Origin of the sequence: Kitasatospora sp. NPDC088861, from assembly GCF_044750105.1 — a bacterium.
Classification (GTDB): domain Bacteria; phylum Actinomycetota; class Actinomycetes; order Streptomycetales; family Streptomycetaceae; genus Kitasatospora.
In genome coordinates, this window is record NZ_JBIVJF010000014.1 from 42,024 (window position 1) to 60,215 (window position 18,192).

Below are 18,192 nucleotides of genomic sequence, written 5' to 3' on the forward strand. Positions count from 1 at the left end.
GCGTAGGGGTCGGGGGGAGGGCGGGGGTGCGGCCCGCAGGATCGGAGGAACAACCGATCGCGGAGGTTCCGTCCGATGCCCAGCGCCATCACCACCCAGGCCGTCACGGCCGAACCCGAACCGCCGGACACCGGCGCGGGCGACGAGCGGCACCGGCTGAGTGCGCTGGGCGGTCTGGCGGCGCTGTCGTTGGACGCCATGGCCTCGGTCGCGTACGGGCCGGAGTCGATCGTGCTGGTGCTGGCCGCGGCCGGGGCGTACGGGCTGGGCTTCACACTGCCGGTGACGGTGGCGATCGCGGTGCTGCTGGGCGTGCTGGTGGCGTCGTACCGGCAGGTGATCGCGGCGTTCCCGGACGGCGGCGGCTCGTACGCGGTGGCGAAGGAGCACCTGGGCCGACGGACGGCGCTGACCGCGGCCGCCTCGCTGGTGATCGACTACATCCTGAACGTGGCGGTCTCGGTGACCGCGGGGGTGGCGGCGCTGACCTCGGCGGTGCCGAGCCTGTACGACGACCGGGTCTGGCTGTGCCTGGGCGTGCTGGCCCTGGTGACGGCGGTGAACCTGCGCGGGATCGCCGAGTCGGCGCGCTGGTTCATGGCGCCGACGGCCGTCTTCGTGGTGTCGATCCTGGCGATCATCGTGGTCGGCCTGTTCCGGGACGGCCCGGCGAGCACCGCGGCCGCCGCGGGCCACGCCTCGACGCTGGCCGAGAACGCCACGACCGTCGGCGCGCTGCTGCTGCTCAAGGCGTTCGCGGCCGGGTGCTCGGCGCTGACCGGGGTGGAGGCGGTGGCGAACGCCGTCCCGTCGTTCCGGACCCCGCGGGTGAAGCGGGCGCAGCACACCGAGGTGGTGCTCGGCGCCCTGCTCGGCGTGATGCTGATCGGGCTGGCCGTGCTGATCGGCCGTTTCCACCTCCAGCCGGTGGAGGGCGTCACGGTGCTGGCCCAGCTCGCCGACGCCTCGCTCGGCCACGGCGCCGCCTTCTACGTCGTCCAGTTCGCCACCGTGGTGCTGCTCGGGCTTGCCGCGAACACCTCCTTCGGCGGGCTGCCGGTGCTGCTGCACCTGCTCGCCCGGGACAACCACCTGCCGCACGTGTTCGCGCTGCGGGCCGACCGCCAGGTGCACCGGCACGGGGTGCTGTTCCTCGCCCTGGTGTCGGCGGCGCTGCTGGTCGGCTCGGGCGGGGACGTGAACAGCCTGGTGCCGCTGTTCTCGATCGGCGTGTTCGTCGGGTTCACGATCTGTCAGGTCGGCATGGTCCGGCACTGGTCCGTGCACCGGCCGGCCGGCTGGGTGCGGAAGGCCGTGCTGAACGGGTTCGGCGCGCTGCTCACCGGGGTCGCGACGGTGGTGGTGACCGGCACCAAGTTCACCGAGGGCGCCTGGGGCATCGTGGTGGCGCTGCCGCTGCTGGTGGTGCTGTTCGAGGCGGTGCACCGCAGCTACGGGTTGATCGGGGAGCGGCTGGAGCTGGGCCGGGTGCCGGGCGCGGTGACCCGCCAGCGCAGCCTGGTGGTCGTGCCGGTGACGGCCATCACCCGGCTCACCCGGGACGGCCTGTCGGCGGCGCTGTCGCTCGGGGACGAGGTGCTGGCGGTGACGGTGGTGCACGAGCAGGCCGAGGCGGAGGCGCTGCGGCGGGACTGGGAGCTGTGGCAGCCGGGCGTGCCGCTGGTGGAGATCCCGGAGGACCGCCGCCGGCTGGGCCAGCCGATCGCCGCGTTCGTGAACCGGCTAGGCGAGGAGCACGCCTACGACCGGCTGACGGTGCTGATCCCGGAGGTGGAGCCGGCCCGCTGGTGGCAGCGGGCGCTGCAGAACCGGCGCGGCGCCGTGATCGACCGCGCGCTGCGCCGGCACACCGACGCGGTGGTCTGCCGGCTGCGGATGCGGATGTGACCCGGGCCGCCACCGCTGAGGTGCTGGGCGTCCACAGCCTGGACGCCCGATAACAACCCGGTATCTTGACGCGGTCTTAACGGGGCGGCCCTGACGCCCTCGATACGCCCGGCACGTGCCCGCCCGCAGTGGCCCTGACCTGCGGGAAGTCCATGAGGGCGGGACGTGCCGGGCCAGCGCCGCAACGGATTCCGTCGTGTCCGACCGAACTTACGCTCGCCAACGTGTTCAACGTGCCCCAGGCGCTCAAGCGCCTCGTCATCGGCCGGGCCATGCGCAGCGAGGAGCTCGGCGAGACGCTGCTGCCCAAGCGGCTGGCGCTGCCGATCTTCGCCTCCGACCCGCTCTCCTCGGTCGCCTACGCGACCCAGGAGATCCTGCTGGTGCTCACCGTCGGTGGCGCCGCCTTCCTCTACCTGACCCCGTGGGTCGCGGCCGGCGTGGTCGCGCTGATGGCGGTCGTGGTGATGTCCTACCGCCAGGTGGTGCACGCCTACCCGAGCGGCGGCGGCTCGTACGAGGTGGTGTCCCGCAACCTCGGCGCCAACTCCGGTCTGGTGGTGGCCGCCTCGCTGCTGGTCGACTACGTGATGACGGTCGCGGTGTCGGTGGCCTCCGGGGTGGACAACATCATCTCGGCGCTGCCCTCGCTGGCCGGTCACCGGGTCTGGCTGGCGCTGGGCTTCGTGCTGCTGCTGATGGCGGTGAACCTGCGCGGCGTCCGGGAGTCCGGCAAGGCCTTCGCCGCGCCGACGTACCTGTTCATCGGCGGCATCCTGCTGATGGTGGTCACCGGGCTGGTCCGGGTCGCGCTCGGCGACGCGCCGGTGGCGTCCAGCGCCTCGTACGGGATCCTCCCGGAGGACGGCAAGGACACGGTGGCCGGCCTCGGCCTGCTGATGCTGGGCCTGCGGGCGTTCGCCTCCGGCTGTACGGCGCTGACCGGGGTGGAGGCGATCTCCAACGGAGTCCCGGCCTTCCGGGCGCCGAAGGCGAGGAACGCCGCGCGCACCATGGCCGTGATGGGCACCACGGCCGTGGTGATGTTCGCCGGCATCACCGCCCTCGCGCTGATCGCCAAGGTGCACATCACCGAGGGCGGCGCCTGCCGGCTGTCCGGCTTCCCCGGCGACTGCGCGAGCACGCCCCAGCAGACCGTGATCGCCCAGCTCGCGGCGGCGATCTTCGGCGGCGACCACAGCGTGCTGTTCTACGCGATCCAGGCGGTCACCGCGTTGGTGCTGATCCTGGCCGCCAACACCGCCTTCAACGGCTTCCCGCTGCTGGCCTCGATCCTGGCCGAGCACCGCTACCTGCCCCGGCAGATGCACACCCGCGGGGACCGGCTGGCCTTCTCCAACGGCATCATCGCGCTCGCGGTGGTGGCCGGCGGGCTGCTCTGGCTGTACGACGCGAACGTCACCAGCCTGATCCACCTGTACATCCTGGGCGTCTTCACCTCCTTCACGCTGTCCCAGATCGGCATGGTCCGGCACTGGAACCGGGCGCTGGCCACCGAGACCGACCCGGCGGTGCGCCGCTCGGCGCTGCGCTCCCGGGTGATCAACGCCTTCGGCGCGGTCGTCACCGCGCTGGTGCTGGTGATCGTGCTGCTCACCAAGTTCACCCAGGGCGCCTGGCTGGCCGTGGTCGCCGCGCTGGTGCTGTGGCTGATGATGCGCGGCATCCGCCGGCACTACGACGGCGTCGCCGCCGAGCTGGCGGTGGACGACCCGGAGGCCGAGTCGGCGCGGCCCGCCCGGGTGCACGGGATCGTGCTGGTGTCCAAGCTGCACAAGCCGACGCTGCGGGCGCTCGGCTACGCGGAGGCGTTCCGGCCGGACTCGCTGGAGGCGCTGACCGTGGCGGTGGAGCCGGAGGCGACCGGCGAGTTGGAGCGGCAGTGGACGGAGGCCGGCGTCCGGGTGCCGCTGAAGGTGCTGGACTCGCCGTACCGGGAGATCACCAAGCCGGTGCTGGCGTACGTGCGGGAGCACCGCCGGGACAGCCCCCGGGAGGCGGTCGCCGTGTTCATCCCGGAGTACGTGGTCGGCCACTGGTGGGAGCACCTGCTGCACAACCAGTCGGCGCTGTGGCTGAAGAGCCGGCTGCTGTTCACGGCGGGCGTGATGGTGATCAGCGTGCCGTGGCAGCTGACCTCCTCCGGGCGCGCGGGAGGCCCGTCGCGCCGGGCGCCCGGCGCGGTGCGCCGGGGCGAGCCGGCCCCGGGGAGCGGGTACGAGCGGCTCCCGGCGCCGGAGAAGGTCTGACCGGAGCAGTAGCCGGCCCCCCGGGCCTCCGTCGGCCCCGCCCGCACGAAGTCCGTACCAACCCGCACCCCCATCCGTACGGAAGCCCCGGAATCCCGGGGCTTCCGGCGTTCCGGCGCCGGGCCGATCACGGCCTGATGACGACGGTCACGGCCCGGTGAAGCGGGCGTCAAGGTCGCGTCAACGTCCCGCAGTCACCCGTATGGAGGGCGTCAGGGAGCCATAACGCGCCTCTGACGGCTGCTTTGCTGCATCTGCCGGTCGTCCGCCGGCGCCGCGCGAAGCCCCCGGCCCGCCCGCGGCAGTCTCCCGAACCGCTCTGGTGGAGCCCATGTCCGATCTCATCTACGTCGGTGTCACGGTCGCCGTGTTCGCCGTCATCGCCCTGATCGCGCGGGGGGTGGAGAAGCTGTGAGCGCGGAGAACATCGCAGGTCTGATCGTGGCCGTCGCGCTCGTCGGCTATCTCGTCGTGGCGCTGATCTTCCCGGAGAAGTTCTGACATGGGATCCACTCTCGCGGGCTGGCTGCAGGCCCTGGCCCTGGTCGGGGCACTGGCCCTGTGCTACCGCCCCCTTGGCGACTACATCGCCAAGCTCCTCACCACCACCAAGCACCTCAGAGTCGAGCGCGGCATCTACAAGGTGATCGGCGTCGACGGCGACGCCGATCAGCGCTGGCCGGTGTACCTCCGCTCGGTGCTGGCCTTCTCGGCCGTCTCCGTCCTCTTCCTCTACGGCCTGATCCGCCTCCAGGGCTACCTGCTGCTGAACCTGGGCGTTCCGCAGATGGAGGGCCACCAGGCCTGGAACACCGCGATCTCGTTCGTCGCCAACACCAACTGGCAGTCCTACGCCGGTGAGTCCGCGATGGGCCACCTGGCGCAGATGGCGGGCCTGGCGGTGCAGAACTTCGTCTCCGCGGCCGTCGGCATCGCCGTCGTCGGCGCGCTGATCCGGGGCTTCACCCGCAACCGCACCGACCGGGTCGGCAACTTCTGGGTGGACCTCACCCGGATCAACCTGCGCCTGCTGCTGCCGATCTCGATCGTCTTCGCCCTGGTCCTGGCCGCCTCCGGCGTGATCCAGAACTTCCACGGCTTCCACGAGGTGGCCACGCTCAGCGGCGAGGTGCAGAAGATCCCGGGCGGCCCGGTGGCCTCCCAGGAGGTCATCAAGCTGCTCGGCACCAACGGCGGCGGCTTCTTCAACGCCAACTCCGCGCACCCGTTCGAGAACCCGACCGGCTTCTCCAACCTGGTCGAGATCTTCCTGATCCTGCTGATCCCGTTCGCGCTGCCGCGGGCCTTCGGTCGGATGGTGGGGGACAACCGCCAGGGCTACGCGATCCTCGCCGTGATGGGCCTGTTCTGGGTCGCCTCGGTCGCCCTGCTCACCTTCGCCGAGTCGCAGCACCAGGGCACCGCCCTCCAGGCCGCGGGCGCCGCGATGGAGGGCAAGGAGCAGCGCTTCGGCATCGCCGCCTCCGGCCTGTTCGCCGCCTCGACCACGCTGACCTCGACCGGCGCGGTGAACTCCTTCCACGACTCGTACACGCCGTTCGGCGGCGGGCTGACGGTCTTCAACATGATGCTGGGCGAGATCGCGCCCGGCGGTGTGGGCTCCGGCCTGTACGGCATGCTCGTGCTGGCGATCGTCGCGGTGTTCGTCGCCGGTCTGATGGTCGGCCGCACCCCCGAGTACCTGGGCAAGAAGCTCGGCGGCCGGGAGATGAAGTTCGCCTCGCTGTACATCCTCACCACGCCGACCCTGGTGCTGGTCGGCACGGGCCTGGCGATGGCCCTGCCGGGGGAGCGGGCCGGGATGCTCAACTCGGGCGCCCACGGCTTCTCCGAGGTGCTGTACGCCTTCACCTCGGCCGCCAACAACAACGGCTCGGCCTTCGGCGGCATCACCGTCAACACCGACTGGTACGACACGGCGCTCGGCCTGGCGATGATCTTCGGCCGCCTCCTGCCGATCGTCTTCGTCCTGGCGCTGTCCGGTTCGCTCGCCCAGCAGCAGCCGGTCCCGGCCACCCCGGGCACCCTGCCCACCCACAAGCCGCTGTTCGTGGGCCTGCTGTCGGGCGTCATCCTGATCGTCGTCGGCCTCACCTACTTCCCGGCCCTGGCTCTCGGGCCGATCGCGGAAGGTCTCTCCTGATGTCCACCCCTACGCTCAACCCCGCACCGGCCGACAAGGCTGAGCCCGCCGCGCAGCACAGAGTGGCCAGCGGCCTGCTCGACCCGAAGCTGATCGTCGCGTCCCTGCCGGACGCGGTGAAGAAGCTCGACCCCCGGGTGATGGTCAAGAACCCGGTCATGTTCGTGGTCGAGGTCGGCTCGGTGGTCACCACCGTCTCCGCGATCGCCAGCCCGTCCGTGTTCGCCTGGGCCATCACCGTCTGGCTCTGGCTCACCACGATCTTCGCCAACCTGGCCGAGGCCGTCGCCGAGGGCCGCGGCAAGGCCCAGGCCGACACCCTGCGCAAGACCAAGACCGAGAGCGTCGCCCGCCGGCTCACCGACTGGCCCGCCACGCAGGCCGAGGAGGAGGTGCCGGGCACCGCGCTGCGGCTCGGCGACCACGTGGTGGTCGAGGCCGGGCAGATCATCCCCGGCGACGGTGACGTCGTCGAGGGCGTCGCGAGCGTCGACGAGTCGGCGATCACCGGCGAGTCCGCGCCGGTCATCCGCGAGTCCGGCGGTGACCGCTCGGCGGTGACCGGCGGCACCAAGGTGCTGTCCGACCGGATCGTGGTGAAGATCGCCTCGGAGCCCGGCAAGTCGTTCATCGACCGGATGATCGCCCTGGTCGAGGGCGCCGCCCGGCAGAAGACGCCGAACGAGATCGCGCTGAACATCCTGCTCGCCTCGCTGACCATCGTCTTCCTGGTCGCCGTGGTGACCCTGCAGCCGATGGCCACCTACGCGGGCGCGCCGCAGTCGATGATCGTCCTGGTCGCCCTGATCGTGGCGCTCATCCCGACCACCATCGGCGCGCTGCTCTCCGCGATCGGCATCGCCGGCATGGACCGGCTGGTGCAGCGCAACGTGCTGGCGATGTCCGGTCGGGCCGTCGAGGCGGCCGGCGACGTCAACACCCTGCTGCTGGACAAGACCGGCACCATCACCCTGGGCAACCGCCAGGCCGCCGAGTTCCTGCCCGCCCCGGGCGTGTCCACCGAGGAACTGGCCAGCGCCGCGCAGCTGTCCTCCCTCGCGGACGAGACCCCGGAGGGCCGCTCGATCGTGGTCCTCGCCAAGACCGAGTACGGCCTGCGGGCCCGCGCCCAGGGCGAGCTGACGCACGCCACCTGGGTCCCGTTCACCGCCCAGACCCGGATGTCCGGCGTCGACCTGGACGAGGCCGAGGCGGTCCACCAGGTCCGCAAGGGCGCGGCCGGCGCGGTCACCAACTGGGTGACCGAGAACGGCGGTTCGGTCGGCAACGAGGTCTCCGCCCTGGTCGACGGGATCTCCGCGGCCGGCGGCACCCCGCTGGTGGTGGCCACCAAGGTCGGCGCCAAGCCGGCCCGCGTCCTCGGGGTGATCCACCTCAAGGACGTGGTCAAGGAGGGCATGCGGGAGCGCTTCGACGAGCTCCGCCGGATGGGCATCAAGACCATCATGATCACGGGCGACAACCCGCTGACCGCCAAGGCGATCGCGGAGGAGGCGGGCGTGGACGACTTCCTCGCCGAGGCCACCCCCGAGGACAAGATGGCGCTGATCAAGAAGGAGCAGGAGGGCGGCAAGCTGGTCGCGATGACCGGCGACGGCACCAACGACGCCCCCGCGCTCGCCCAGGCCGACGTCGGCGTGGCCATGAACACCGGGACCATGGCGGCCAAGGAGGCCGGCAACATGGTCGACCTGGACTCCAACCCGACCAAGCTGATCGAGATCGTCGAGATCGGCAAGCAGCTGCTGATCACCCGTGGCGCGCTGACCACCTTCTCGATCGCCAACGACGTGGCCAAGTACTTCGCGATCATCCCCGCGATGTTCGCCGGGGTCTACCCGGGCCTGAGCCACCTCAACATCATGGGCCTGCACAGCCCGCAGTCCGCGATCACCTCGGCGATCATCTTCAACGCCCTCGTCATCATCGGCCTGATCCCGCTCGCCCTGCGCGGCGTGCGCTACCGCCCGTCCGACGCCAGCTCCCTGCTGCGCCGCAACATCGGGGTCTACGGCTTCGGCGGTCTGGTGGTGCCGTTCGTCGGCATCAAGCTGATCGACCTGATCGTCCAGTTCATCCCCGGCCTGAGCTGAGAGAGGAGAATCCGATGTCCAAGCCCCTGCCGACGACCGTCCGCACCCACTTCACCGCACTGCGGGCGCTGCTGGTGCTCACCGCGATCCTCGGGATCGCCTACCCGCTGCTGGTCACCGGGATCAGCCAGGTCGCCTTCACCGAGAAGGCCAACGGCTCGCTCGTGAAGTCCGACGGCAAGGAGGTCGGTTCCAGCCTGATCGGCCAGAACTTCAACCTCCCGAAGAAGAACCCCGACGACCCGAAGGAGGAGGCGCAGCCGGACCCGAAGTGGTTCCAGCCCCGCCCCTCCGCGGCCGGGACCGGCTACGACTCGTCCTCGTCCGGCGCCTCCAACCTCGGCCCGAACAGTGACGACCTGCTGAAGGCCGTCAACGACCGCCGCGCCGCCGCCGCCGAGTTCGACGGCGTCGCCCCGGAGAGCGTCCCGGCCGACGCGCTGACCGCCTCCGGCTCCGGCCTCGACCCGTACATCTCGGTCGCCTACGCCGAGGAGCAGGTGAACCGGGTCGCCAAGACCCGGAACCTGTCGGCGGACGCGGTGCACAAGCTGGTCGAGAAGTACACCGAAGGCCGCTCGCTCGGCTTCCTCGGGCAGGAGGGCGTCAACGTCCTCCTGCTGAACCGGGCACTCGCGGAACAGAAGTGACCGGCGGAACAGGAATGACCGGCGGAGCAGAAGTGACAGGTCAACGGCTGGATCCGTGAAACAGGCCGACCCGGGCCGGGGCACCACCCCCGCGCCCGGGTCGGCCGCCGTACGTCCCGACCCCGGCCCGAGGACGCCCTGGCGGCAGCCCTCGCAGGAGCGAAAGAGCAGTGCCCATGGCCCGCGACCTCACCCCCGGCACCGGCGTCCGCAAGGGCCGGCTGAGGGTGTACCTCGGTTCCGCCCCGGGGGTCGGCAAGACCTACCGGATGCTGGACGAGGCCCGGCGCAGACAGGAGCGCGGGGCCGACGTCGCGGTCGGGTACATCGAGTGCCACGGCCGCCGCCACACCGAGGGCATGCTGGACGGCCTGGAGGTCCTGCCGCGTGTCCAACGCTCCTACCGCGACGCCGAGTTCGACGAGATGGACCTCGACGCGGTGCTCACCCGCCGTCCGTCCGTCGTGCTGGTCGACGAACTGGCGCACACCAACATCCCCGGCGGCCGCCACGCCAAGCGCTGGCAGGACGTCGAGGAACTGCTGGCCGCCGGGATCGACGTCATCACCACCGTCAACATCCAGCACCTGGAATCGCTGAACGACGTCGTCCAGAAGATCACCGGCATCCCGCAGCGCGAGACCGTCCCGGACGAGGTGGTCCGCCGGGCCGACCAGATCGAACTCGTCGACATGGCCCCGCAGGCGCTGCGCCGCCGGATGGCCCACGGCAACGTCTACAGGGCGGAGAAGGTGGACGCCGCGCTCTCCAACTACTTCCGGGTCGGCAACCTCACCGCCCTGCGCGAACTCGCCCTGCTCTGGGTGGCCGGGCGGGTCGACGAGGGCCTGCGCGACTACCGGGCCAGCCACAACATCGACCGCGTCTGGGAGACCCGCGAACGCGTCGTGGTCGCCCTCACCGGCGGCCCCGAGGGCGAGACCCTGATCCGCCGCGCCGCCCGGATCGCCGACCGCACCGCCGGCGGCGACCTGCTGGCCGTCCACGTCACCCGCAGCGACGGCCTGGCCGGCGCCTCCTCCGGCGCGCTCGCCCAGCAGCGCCAGCTGGTCGAGACCCTCGGCGGCAGCTACCACGTGGTGGTCGGCGACGACATCCCCACCGCGCTGCTCACCTTCGCCCGCGCCCACGACGCCACCCAGCTGGTGCTCGGCACCAGCCGCCGCGGCCGGATCAACCGCTTCCTCACCGGACCCGGCATCGGCGAGACCACCGTGGACGACTCCGAGGACATCGACGTCCACATGGTCACCCACGAGTTCACCGGCCGCGGCCGGCTGCCCTCGCTCGGCCGCCGCCACTCCAAGCGCCGCACCATCGCCGGCTACGCGGCCGGCCTCGTGGTGCCCTGGCTGCTGACCGCGGTCCTGTCCCAGGCGCACGAGAGCATCAACCTCACCACCGACGCGCTGATCTTCCAGCTCGGCGTGGTCATCGTCGCCCTGCTCGGCGGCGCCACCTCCGCCCTGCTGGCCTCGGTCACCGCCTCGCTGCTGCTCAACTACTACTTCATCCCGCCGATACACGCCCTGACCATCGGCGAGACCAACAACATCGTCGCCCTGGTCGTCTTCGCCACCGTCGCGCTCGCCGTCGCCACCATCGTCGACCACGCCAGCCGGCTCACCAGTCGCGCCGCCCGGGCCACCGCCGAGGCCGAGACCCTCTCCACCCTGGCCGGCAGCGTGCTGCGCGGCGCCGACGCCCTGTCCGCCCTGATGGAGAAGTCCCGGACGGCCTTCGGCATGCAGGCCGTCGCCCTGCTCTCCCGGGTCGACGACGAGGTGCTCGCCCACTCCGAGGCCGAGCACCAGGACGACCCCGACGGGCAGAGCGAGACCACCGAGGTGCCGGTCGGCGCGGACGCCGTCCTGGTCCTCACCGGCCGCCGGCTGCCGGCCGCCGACCAGCGCGTCCTCACCGCCTTCGCCGCGCACGTCGCCGTCGCCCTGGAACGCGACCGGCTCGCCGTGGTCGCCGCCGAGGTCGAGCCGATCAAGGCCGCCGACCGGATGCGCACCGCCCTGCTCGCCGCCGTCAGCCACGACCTGCGCACCCCGCTCGCCGCCGCGCTCGCCTCGGTCGGCTCGCTGCGCAGCCCCGACGTCGAGTTCTCGCCCGAGGACCAGGCCGAACTGCTCGCCACCGCCGACGAGTCGCTGGTCAAGCTCACCCGCCTGGTCGACAACCTGCTCGACATGAGCCGCCTCCAGGCCGGCGCGCTCACCCTGCACCTCGCCGAGACCCACCTCGACGAGATCCTGCCCCGGGCGCTCGACAGCCTCCCCGACCCGTACGCCCCGATCCAGCCGCTCGACCTGGACACCGCGCCGCCGGTGCTCGCCGACCCGCCGCTGCTGGAGCGGGTGCTCGCCAACGTGATCACCAACGCGCTGCGCTACAACGCGCCCGGCGCGCCCGTCCTGGTCACCGCCAGCCACCACGCCGACCAGGTCGAGATCCGGGTGATCGACCGCGGCCCCGGCATCGCCCCCGAGGAGCGCGACCGGGTCTTCCTGCCCTTCCAGCGCCTCGGCGACACCGACAACACCACCGGTGTCGGCCTCGGCCTCGCGCTCTCCCGCGGTCTGGCCGAGGCCATGGGCGGAAGCCTGGAGGTCGAGGACACCCCCGGGGGCGGCACCACCATGCTGCTCACCCTGCCCGCCGCCACTCGGGAGGAGCCCGTTCATGAGTGGACGAACTGAACGAACCGCGGAAAGGCGCGTGTCCCGCGAAGTGACCGCCGGGCGGAGCGAGGTGGCCGCATGAGCGAGATCCTGATCGTCGACGACGAACCGGCCCTGCTGCGCACGCTGCGGATCAACCTCAGCGCCCGGCAGTACGCCGTGCGGACGGCCGCCAGCGGCGGCGAGGCGCTGGACCGCGCCGCGCACTCCGCCCCGGACGCCGTGCTGCTCGACCTCGGCCTGCCGGACCTGGACGGCATGGACGTGCTGCGCGGCCTGCGCACCCGCAGCGCGATGCCGATCATCGTGCTCTCCGGCCGGTCCGGTGCCGCCGACAAGGTGGGCGCCCTCGACGCGGGCGCCGACGACTACCTCACCAAGCCGTTCCTGATGGAGGAACTGCTGGCCCGGCTGCGCGCCGTGCTGCGCCGGCCGCTGGGCGGTGCCCCGCTGGGGCGGCCGGTGATAGGCGACCACACCGTCGACCTGACGGCCACCACGGTGACCGGCCCGCGGGGCCCGGTGCGGCTCACCCCGACCGAGTGGCGGATCCTCGCCCTGCTGGTGGCCAACCCGGGCCGGCTGGTGCCCGGGCGGCAGATCCTGCGCGAGGTGTGGGGACCGGCCCAGGAGGCGCGCGGCAACTACCTGCGGGTCTACCTGGCCGGGCTGCGGCGCAAGTTGGAGCGCGACCCGGGCCGCCCGCGGCACCTGATCACCGAACCGGGGATCGGGTACCGGTACGAGCCCTGAACGCCGCCCCGGCAGCCGCCGCGTCAACGACCCGTCAAGAGCGGGCCGGAGACCGACAGGGGAGCGTCAAGGCAGGCCCGGAGCGGTGTTCCGTGGGCGTAGCGTCAGTGCTGACCGAGCGGGACCGGCTCCAATGTGGGGGAGGCCCGGGACCGCTCCAGCCGCCGTCGAACGGCGGCCAGCAGGTGGGGGAGGGGCGCGCGACATCCGTCGCGCGCCCCTTGAACTTTCTGGGAGGGGGAGGCTGTTCAGCCCCCGCCGGCGCTCCCGGACTGCCGGGGCAGCGCCAGCGCCACGGTGTCCGCGAACTCCCGCACCGCGCTCGTCCGGCTGACCACCCGGCCGCTGTGCACCACCAGCCGGCTGTGGCCGCCCGCGAGCGCCCCCGCCAGGCTGTCCCCGCGCACCGCCAGCAGCTCCGCCGGGAACCCGGCGTCCACCCGGACCGGCGGCAGCCCGAGCACCGCCCGGGCCTGGTTCGCCACCGCGTCGTACGCCGCCTCCAGGCCCAGCTCCCCGCCGGCCGCCAGCAGGTACGCAGACTCCAGCGGATCCGCCCGGCCGACCGGGTTGGACTGGTCCCGCAGCGCGCCGCTGCCGGCCGCCAACGGCACCCGGGCCTCCGTCAACTCCCGCAGCAGGCCCGGCCGCAGCCCCGGCGACCGGCCCTCCAGCCCGGTGCAGCCGCCGTTCTGTGGCAGGCAGACCACCCGCACCCCGCCGGTCGCCAGCACCGTGGACGCGCCCCGGGCCAGCGCCCCGCACGGCCCGAGCGTCACCCGCGGCCGCAGCGGGGCCAACGCGCCGACCAGCCGGGAGAGTTGGGCCGGATCGCCGGCCGTGGTGTGCAGGTCCACCGAGCAGTCCGCCTCCCGGGCGGCCTCCAGCAGCACCTGGACGTACCCGGCCGGATCCGGGTCCAGCTCCGGGCAGCCGCCGGCCGCGGTGGCGCCCAGCTTGAGCGCCTCGCGCAGTTGTGCCCGGCCGTCGGCGCCGGCCCGGCCGGTGAGCAGCCGGGGCATCGCCACCGCCTGGAGTTCGGCCAGGCCGCGCAGCGCCTGCCGGGCGGTGAGCACCGCCTCCAGCCGGCGCAGCCCGTGCACGTCGCCGATCCGGACGTGGGTGCGCTGGGCGGTGGCGCCGTAGCCGAGCGAGGCGAGCGCGGCCTCGGTGGCCCGCCGGGTGAGGTCGGAGGGGCTCTCCGGCGGCGGGGCGGACAGGGCGGCGGAGAAGGCGGTGTCGTAGTGGGCGTGCGCCTCGGCGGGGGCCGGCAGCAGCAGGTAGCCCTTGAGGTCGATCCTGGCGCCGGTGGTGATGGTGGGCGCGCCGGGCAGGGCGGGCAGCGGGCCGAGGCTGCCGACGGTGCCGACGGCCTGGATCCGGTCGCCGCTGATCCGGACGTCCACCACCCGCCCGTCGGCCAGCCGGGCGCCGGTGAGCAGGAGGACCGGTCCGTGCCCGAGCGGGTTGGCTGTCGGGCCGGAGCCGGAGTGCGGTCCGTCGGCGGCTGCGCTGTCCATCGCAGGCTCCTTCCCGCGCTGGCCCGTCCGGTCGGCCGGACCGTCCTGATCCCGGGTCGTCCTGACGCCCCGGGCCGTCCCCGTCAATGAGGGTCGAGCCTATGGCGCGTGGGGGCGGGGCGCTCGGAGGCGGGCAATAGTCGTATCGGGTCGGGCCGTGCGGCTGGTGGGCCGATCGAACGCGGGGCCTTGGATCGTCCGTCCGTTCACCTCGCCGACCTGCGGTCTTCGCGTCGGGATACGGATTTCACCTCTGGGCGCGGAACGTGTAATCTCTTCCTCGTTCGCCCCTATAGCTCAGTCGGTAGAGCGTCTCCATGGTAAGGAGAAGGTCTGCGGTTCGATTCCGCATGGGGGCTCTGGTGAAAAGCAGTCGGCTTCGGTTGTGCTGCGGATCACTGTGGCGGTGTAGCTCAGTTGGTAGAGCAAGCGGCTCATAATCGCTGTGTCACCGGTTCAAGTCCGGTCACCGCTACCCCGCGTAGTCGGTCGGGAGATCGCACTCCCGGTCGGCTACTCTTGTTGTGTTCTTATTCGTTGTCCCAGGAAGGCACTCCCGTGGCTGCCACCGACGTCCGCCCGAAGATCACGCTGGCCTGCGTGGAGTGCAAGGAGCGGAACTACATCACCAAGAAGAACCGGCGTAACGACCCGGACCGTCTTGAGATGAAGAAGCACTGCCCCCGCTGCAACTCGCACACCGCGCACCGCGAGACCCGCTGACCCTCTCGCAGGGCATCGGGCCTGTGTGACACAGGTCTTGAGCTCCGGGCCGCATCCCTCAGGGGGTGCGGCCCGGAGTTTTTCGCGTATGCACCCATGCGCGCCCCGCCGGCGGCAACGGCCGCCGGATCCACCGTGCTTCCGAGGAGTTGCCCCATGGCACTCGACCCCTCCTTCATCGGGCGGACCTACCCGCCCACCGAGCCGTACGAGGTCGGCCGGGAGAAGATCCGCGAGTTCGCGATCGCGATCGGGGACACCAATCCGGCGTTCACCGATCCGGCGGTGGCGAAGGCGCTGGGCCACCCCGATGTGATCGCCCCGACGACCTTCCCGTTCGTGATCACCTACCAGGCGGCCTCCCAGGTGGTCGAGGACCCGGAGCTGGGACTGGACTACAGCCGGGTGGTGCACGGGGACCAGAAGTTCTCCTACTCCCGTCCGGTGCTGGCCGGTGACCGGCTGACGGTCGCGGTCACCATCGACAACATCAAGTCGCTGGCGGGCAACGACGTGCTCACCGTGCGTGGCGAGGTGTCGGACGCGATCGGCGAGCACGTGGTGACGTCGGTCATGACGCTGGTGGCCCGGGCCGCCGACGAGACGGGGAAGTGAACACGATGGCGATCAGCTACGACGAGGTCGAGGTCGGCACCCAGCTGCCGGCGCAGTCCTTCCCGGTGACCCGCGACACCCTGGTGCGGTACGCGGGCGCCTCCGGCGACTTCAACCCGATCCACTGGAACGAGAAGTTCGCCGTGGAGGTCGGCCTGCCGGACGTCATCGCGCACGGAATGTTCACCATGGCCGCGGCCATTCGGGTGGTCACCGACTGGGTCGGCGACCCGGCCGCGGTGGTCGAGTACGGCGTCCGCTTCACCCGCCCCGTCCCGGTGCCGAACGACGGCGTCGGCGCGGTGGTCGAGGTGTCGGCCAAGGTCGCCAAGCTGCTGGACGACCGCAAGGTGCAGGTCGACCTGCTGGCCACCACCGGCGGGCAGAAGGTGCTCGGGATGTCCAGGGCGGTCGTCCGGCTCGCCTGAAGGCCCCTCGGCCCCAGGTGTGTCCGGCCGCGGCGGGGCCCGTCCGACGGGATTCCCGCCGTGCCCGTCGGCCTTGCGAAGATAGTGATTGGCCACTAACTTGACTCCCATGGCGAGGACGAGCATGCGGATGAGCGCCGAGGAGCGGCGCGAGAGCGTCGTTCGTGCCGCGGTGATCGAATTCGCCAGGAGCGGCTACCGGGGGACGTCCACCGAGGCGATCGCCCGCCGGGTGGGGGTCTCGCAGCCGTACCTGTTCCGGCTGTTCCCCGGCAAGCAGGCGATCTTCACGGCCGCCGCCGAGCGCTGCATCGAGGAGACCTGGAAGGTCTTCGACGAGGCCTCGGTCGGGCTGACCGGGCCGGCGGCCGCCGAAGCGATGTCCGAGGCGTACCTGGGCCTGGTCGCGGACAGCGAGCAGCTCATGATGCAGATGCAGCTCTACGTCTCGGTGTTCGCGGCCCGGACGACCGGCGAGGACGAGATCGGGGAGACCGCCCGGAGGCTCTGGGAGGAGCTGTTCGAGCGGGTCAGGAACCGGATCGGCGGTGACGTGCAGGGCGCCGCTGAGTTCTTCGCGTACGGGATGCTGATCAACACGCTGGTGGCACTGGGGTACCCCCGGGACCACCGGATCTGGAGCGGCCTGGGCTTCGGAGAGCACGAAGAGCGCGGAGAGCACGGCGAGGGCGGGGAGTAGCGGGCCGCACGGTGGAGTCCGTGCGGCCTTTTTTCGGGCCTCGAAAGTTAGTGATCAATAACTATCTAAGACCCCTGGGGGGAAGTCATGACGGAGAGAACGGAAGAACAGGGCCTGGGACGGCTCGGTGTCTGGACCCTGGTGATCACCAGCGTCGCGGGCTTCATGGCCAGCCTGGACAACCTGGTCGTCACCACCGCGCTGCCGTCCATCCGCGAGGACCTCGGCGGCGGGCTGTCCGACCTGGAGTGGACGGTCAGCGCCTACACCCTGTCCTTCGCCGTCCTGCTGATGTTCGGCGCCGCGCTCGGCGACCGGTTCGGCCGCCGCCGGATCTTCCTGGTCGGGCTCACGCTCTTCACCGTCGGCTCCGCCGCCGCCGCCCTCTCGCCGGGCATCGGCGCGCTGATCGCCGCCCGCGCCGTCCAGGGCGCCGGCGCCGCGGTCTCCATGCCGCTCACCCTCACCCTGCTCACCGCCGCGGTGCCGGCGGCCAGGCGGGGTCTGGCCTTCGGCATCTGGGCGGGCGTCAACGGCCTGGCCGTCGCCACCGGACCGCTGGTCGGCGGGACGCTCACCGAGCACTTCTCCTGGCAGTGGATCTTCTGGGTGAACGTCCCGGTCGGCCTCGTCCTGATCCCGCTCGCCGCCCTCAAGCTCCGCGAGAGCCGGGGCGCCAACCCGGCGCTGGACGTGGTCGGCACGATCCTGGTCAGCCTGGGCCTGTTCGGCGTCGTCCTCGGCCTGATCCGCGGCAACCCGAACGGCTGGACCAGCCCGCTGGTGCTCGGCTCCCTGATCGGCGGCGTCGCGCTGCTCACCGCCTTCGTGCTGTACGAGCAGCGCTGGGCCGAGCACCCGATGCTCCCGATGCGGCTGTTCCGCAGCCGGGCCTTCTCCGCCGTCAACGCCTCCGGCCTACTGATGTTCCTCGGGATGTTCGGCTCGATCTTCCTGATCAGCCAGCACCTGCAGAGCGTGGGCGGCTACAGCCCGCAGGAGGCCGGCATCCGGATGCTCCCGTGGACGGGCATGCCGCTGATCGTCGCCCCGATCGCGGGCATCCTGGCCGACCGCTTCGGCGGCCGCCCCATCGTGGTCACCGGGCTGCTGCTGCAGGGCGCCGGCCTGGCGATGTACGCGGCGATCACCGGCGGCAGCACCGGCTACGACTACGCCGCCGAGATCCCCGCCGTGGTGATCTGCGGCATCGGCATGTCGCTGTACTTCGCCCCGACCGCCGCCCTGGTGATGGACAGCGTCCGGCCGGAGGAGCAGGGCATCGCCTCCGGCGCCAACAACGCGCTGCGCGAGGTCGGCGGCGCGCTCGGCGTGGCCGTCCTCTCGGCGGTGTTCTCGGCGCAGGGCGGGTACACGTCGGAGCAGTCCTTCATCGACGGGCTGGTGCCCGCGCTGTACGTCGGCGCCGGGGTGGTGGCGGTCGCGGCGGTCTGCGCGTTCTTCCTCCCGCGCCGGGTGAAGCCCGCGGTCGTCGCCGACGAGCCGGCGGCCGTGGAGCCGGAGCAGGCCGGTGCCGAGCGGGCCGAGGACGCGGCGCCCGTCCACGCCGAGGCCTCGAAGGCCTGACCGGCCGATCCGGGTGCGGGGGCGGCCGGGCGGCCGTCCCCGCACCCGT

14 protein-coding genes and 2 tRNA genes are annotated in these 18,192 nt (G+C 72.0%); 15 read left to right on the top strand and 1 reads right to left on the bottom strand.

What is annotated here, in order from left to right; all coding sequences use genetic code 11:
- The first annotated feature begins 75 nt into the window (after positions 1-75).
- From ACIP37_RS23030 to ACIP37_RS23065, 8 genes are all read left to right on the top strand, one after another.
- Complete coding sequence (locus tag ACIP37_RS23030; protein ID WP_363580034.1) at positions 76-1,908, top strand: APC family permease; 1,833 nt, start codon at positions 76-78, stop codon at positions 1,906-1,908.
- Positions 1,909-2,180: 272 nt separating this feature from the next.
- Complete coding sequence (locus ACIP37_RS23035) at positions 2,181-4,178, top strand: APC family permease (RefSeq protein ID WP_363580293.1); 1,998 nt, start codon at positions 2,181-2,183, stop codon at positions 4,176-4,178.
- A gap of 411 nt (positions 4,179-4,589) precedes the next feature.
- The gene (gene kdpF / locus ACIP37_RS23040) at positions 4,590-4,679 is read left to right on the top strand and encodes a K(+)-transporting ATPase subunit F (protein WP_037971201.1); all 90 of its coding nucleotides are present in this window, start codon (positions 4,590-4,592) and stop codon (positions 4,677-4,679) included.
- 1 nt (position 4,680) lies between these two features.
- Positions 4,681-6,342 (top strand): potassium-transporting ATPase subunit KdpA, encoded by a 1,662-nt coding sequence (gene kdpA, locus ACIP37_RS23045; RefSeq protein WP_363580036.1) that lies wholly within the window; start codon positions 4,681-4,683, stop codon positions 6,340-6,342.
- Positions 6,342-8,456, top strand: coding sequence for a potassium-transporting ATPase subunit KdpB (kdpB, locus tag ACIP37_RS23050; RefSeq protein WP_363580038.1), 2,115 nt, complete (start codon positions 6,342-6,344; stop codon positions 8,454-8,456). Before kdpA ends, kdpB begins: the two co-directional genes overlap by 1 nt.
- 14 nt (positions 8,457-8,470) lie before the next feature.
- Positions 8,471-9,106 (top strand): potassium-transporting ATPase subunit KdpC, encoded by a 636-nt coding sequence (gene kdpC / locus ACIP37_RS23055; protein WP_363580040.1) that lies wholly within the window; start codon positions 8,471-8,473, stop codon positions 9,104-9,106.
- 176 nt (positions 9,107-9,282) lie between these two features.
- Complete coding sequence (locus ACIP37_RS23060) at positions 9,283-11,835, top strand: sensor histidine kinase KdpD (RefSeq protein ID WP_363580042.1); 2,553 nt, start codon at positions 9,283-9,285, stop codon at positions 11,833-11,835.
- Positions 11,836-11,895: 60 nt separating this feature from the next.
- Entirely contained in the window at positions 11,896-12,570 is a 675-nt protein-coding gene (locus ACIP37_RS23065) for a response regulator (RefSeq protein ID WP_363580044.1), read from the top strand.
- A 248-nt stretch (positions 12,571-12,818) separates the two neighbouring features.
- Here the strand turns inward: ACIP37_RS23065 and ACIP37_RS23070 are convergent, their stop codons facing one another.
- A complete protein-coding gene (locus ACIP37_RS23070; protein ID WP_400844414.1) occupies positions 12,819-14,090 on the bottom strand; it encodes a hydrolase in 1,272 nt (423 codons plus the stop codon).
- 286 nt (positions 14,091-14,376) lie between these two features.
- Here ACIP37_RS23070 and ACIP37_RS23075 point away from each other — a divergent pair.
- The 7 genes from ACIP37_RS23075 to ACIP37_RS23105 all read left to right on the top strand — a co-directional run bounded on the left by ACIP37_RS23075 (position 14,377) and on the right by ACIP37_RS23105 (position 18,143).
- Positions 14,377-14,449 (top strand) — tRNA-Thr (locus ACIP37_RS23075).
- Positions 14,450-14,492: 43 nt separating this feature from the next.
- Positions 14,493-14,565, top strand: a tRNA-Met gene (locus ACIP37_RS23080).
- A gap of 83 nt (positions 14,566-14,648) precedes the next feature.
- A complete protein-coding gene (rpmG, locus tag ACIP37_RS23085; protein ID WP_006604855.1) occupies positions 14,649-14,813 on the top strand; it encodes a 50S ribosomal protein L33 in 165 nt (54 codons plus the stop codon).
- A gap of 156 nt (positions 14,814-14,969) precedes the next feature.
- Positions 14,970-15,428 (top strand): MaoC family dehydratase N-terminal domain-containing protein, encoded by a 459-nt coding sequence (locus ACIP37_RS23090; protein ID WP_363369376.1) that lies wholly within the window; start codon positions 14,970-14,972, stop codon positions 15,426-15,428.
- 5 nt (positions 15,429-15,433) lie between these two features.
- The gene (locus tag ACIP37_RS23095; protein ID WP_063351327.1) at positions 15,434-15,856 is read left to right on the top strand and encodes a MaoC family dehydratase; all 423 of its coding nucleotides are present in this window, start codon (positions 15,434-15,436) and stop codon (positions 15,854-15,856) included.
- 109 nt (positions 15,857-15,965) lie between these two features.
- Positions 15,966-16,556, top strand: a complete 591-nt coding sequence (locus ACIP37_RS23100) for a TetR/AcrR family transcriptional regulator (RefSeq protein ID WP_400330246.1) — start codon at positions 15,966-15,968, stop codon at positions 16,554-16,556.
- An 87-nt stretch (positions 16,557-16,643) separates the two neighbouring features.
- On the top strand, positions 16,644-18,143 hold the full coding sequence (locus tag ACIP37_RS23105; RefSeq protein WP_363629365.1) for an MFS transporter: 1,500 nt from the start codon (positions 16,644-16,646) through the stop codon (positions 18,141-18,143).
- The last annotated feature ends 49 nt before the right edge of the window (positions 18,144-18,192 follow it).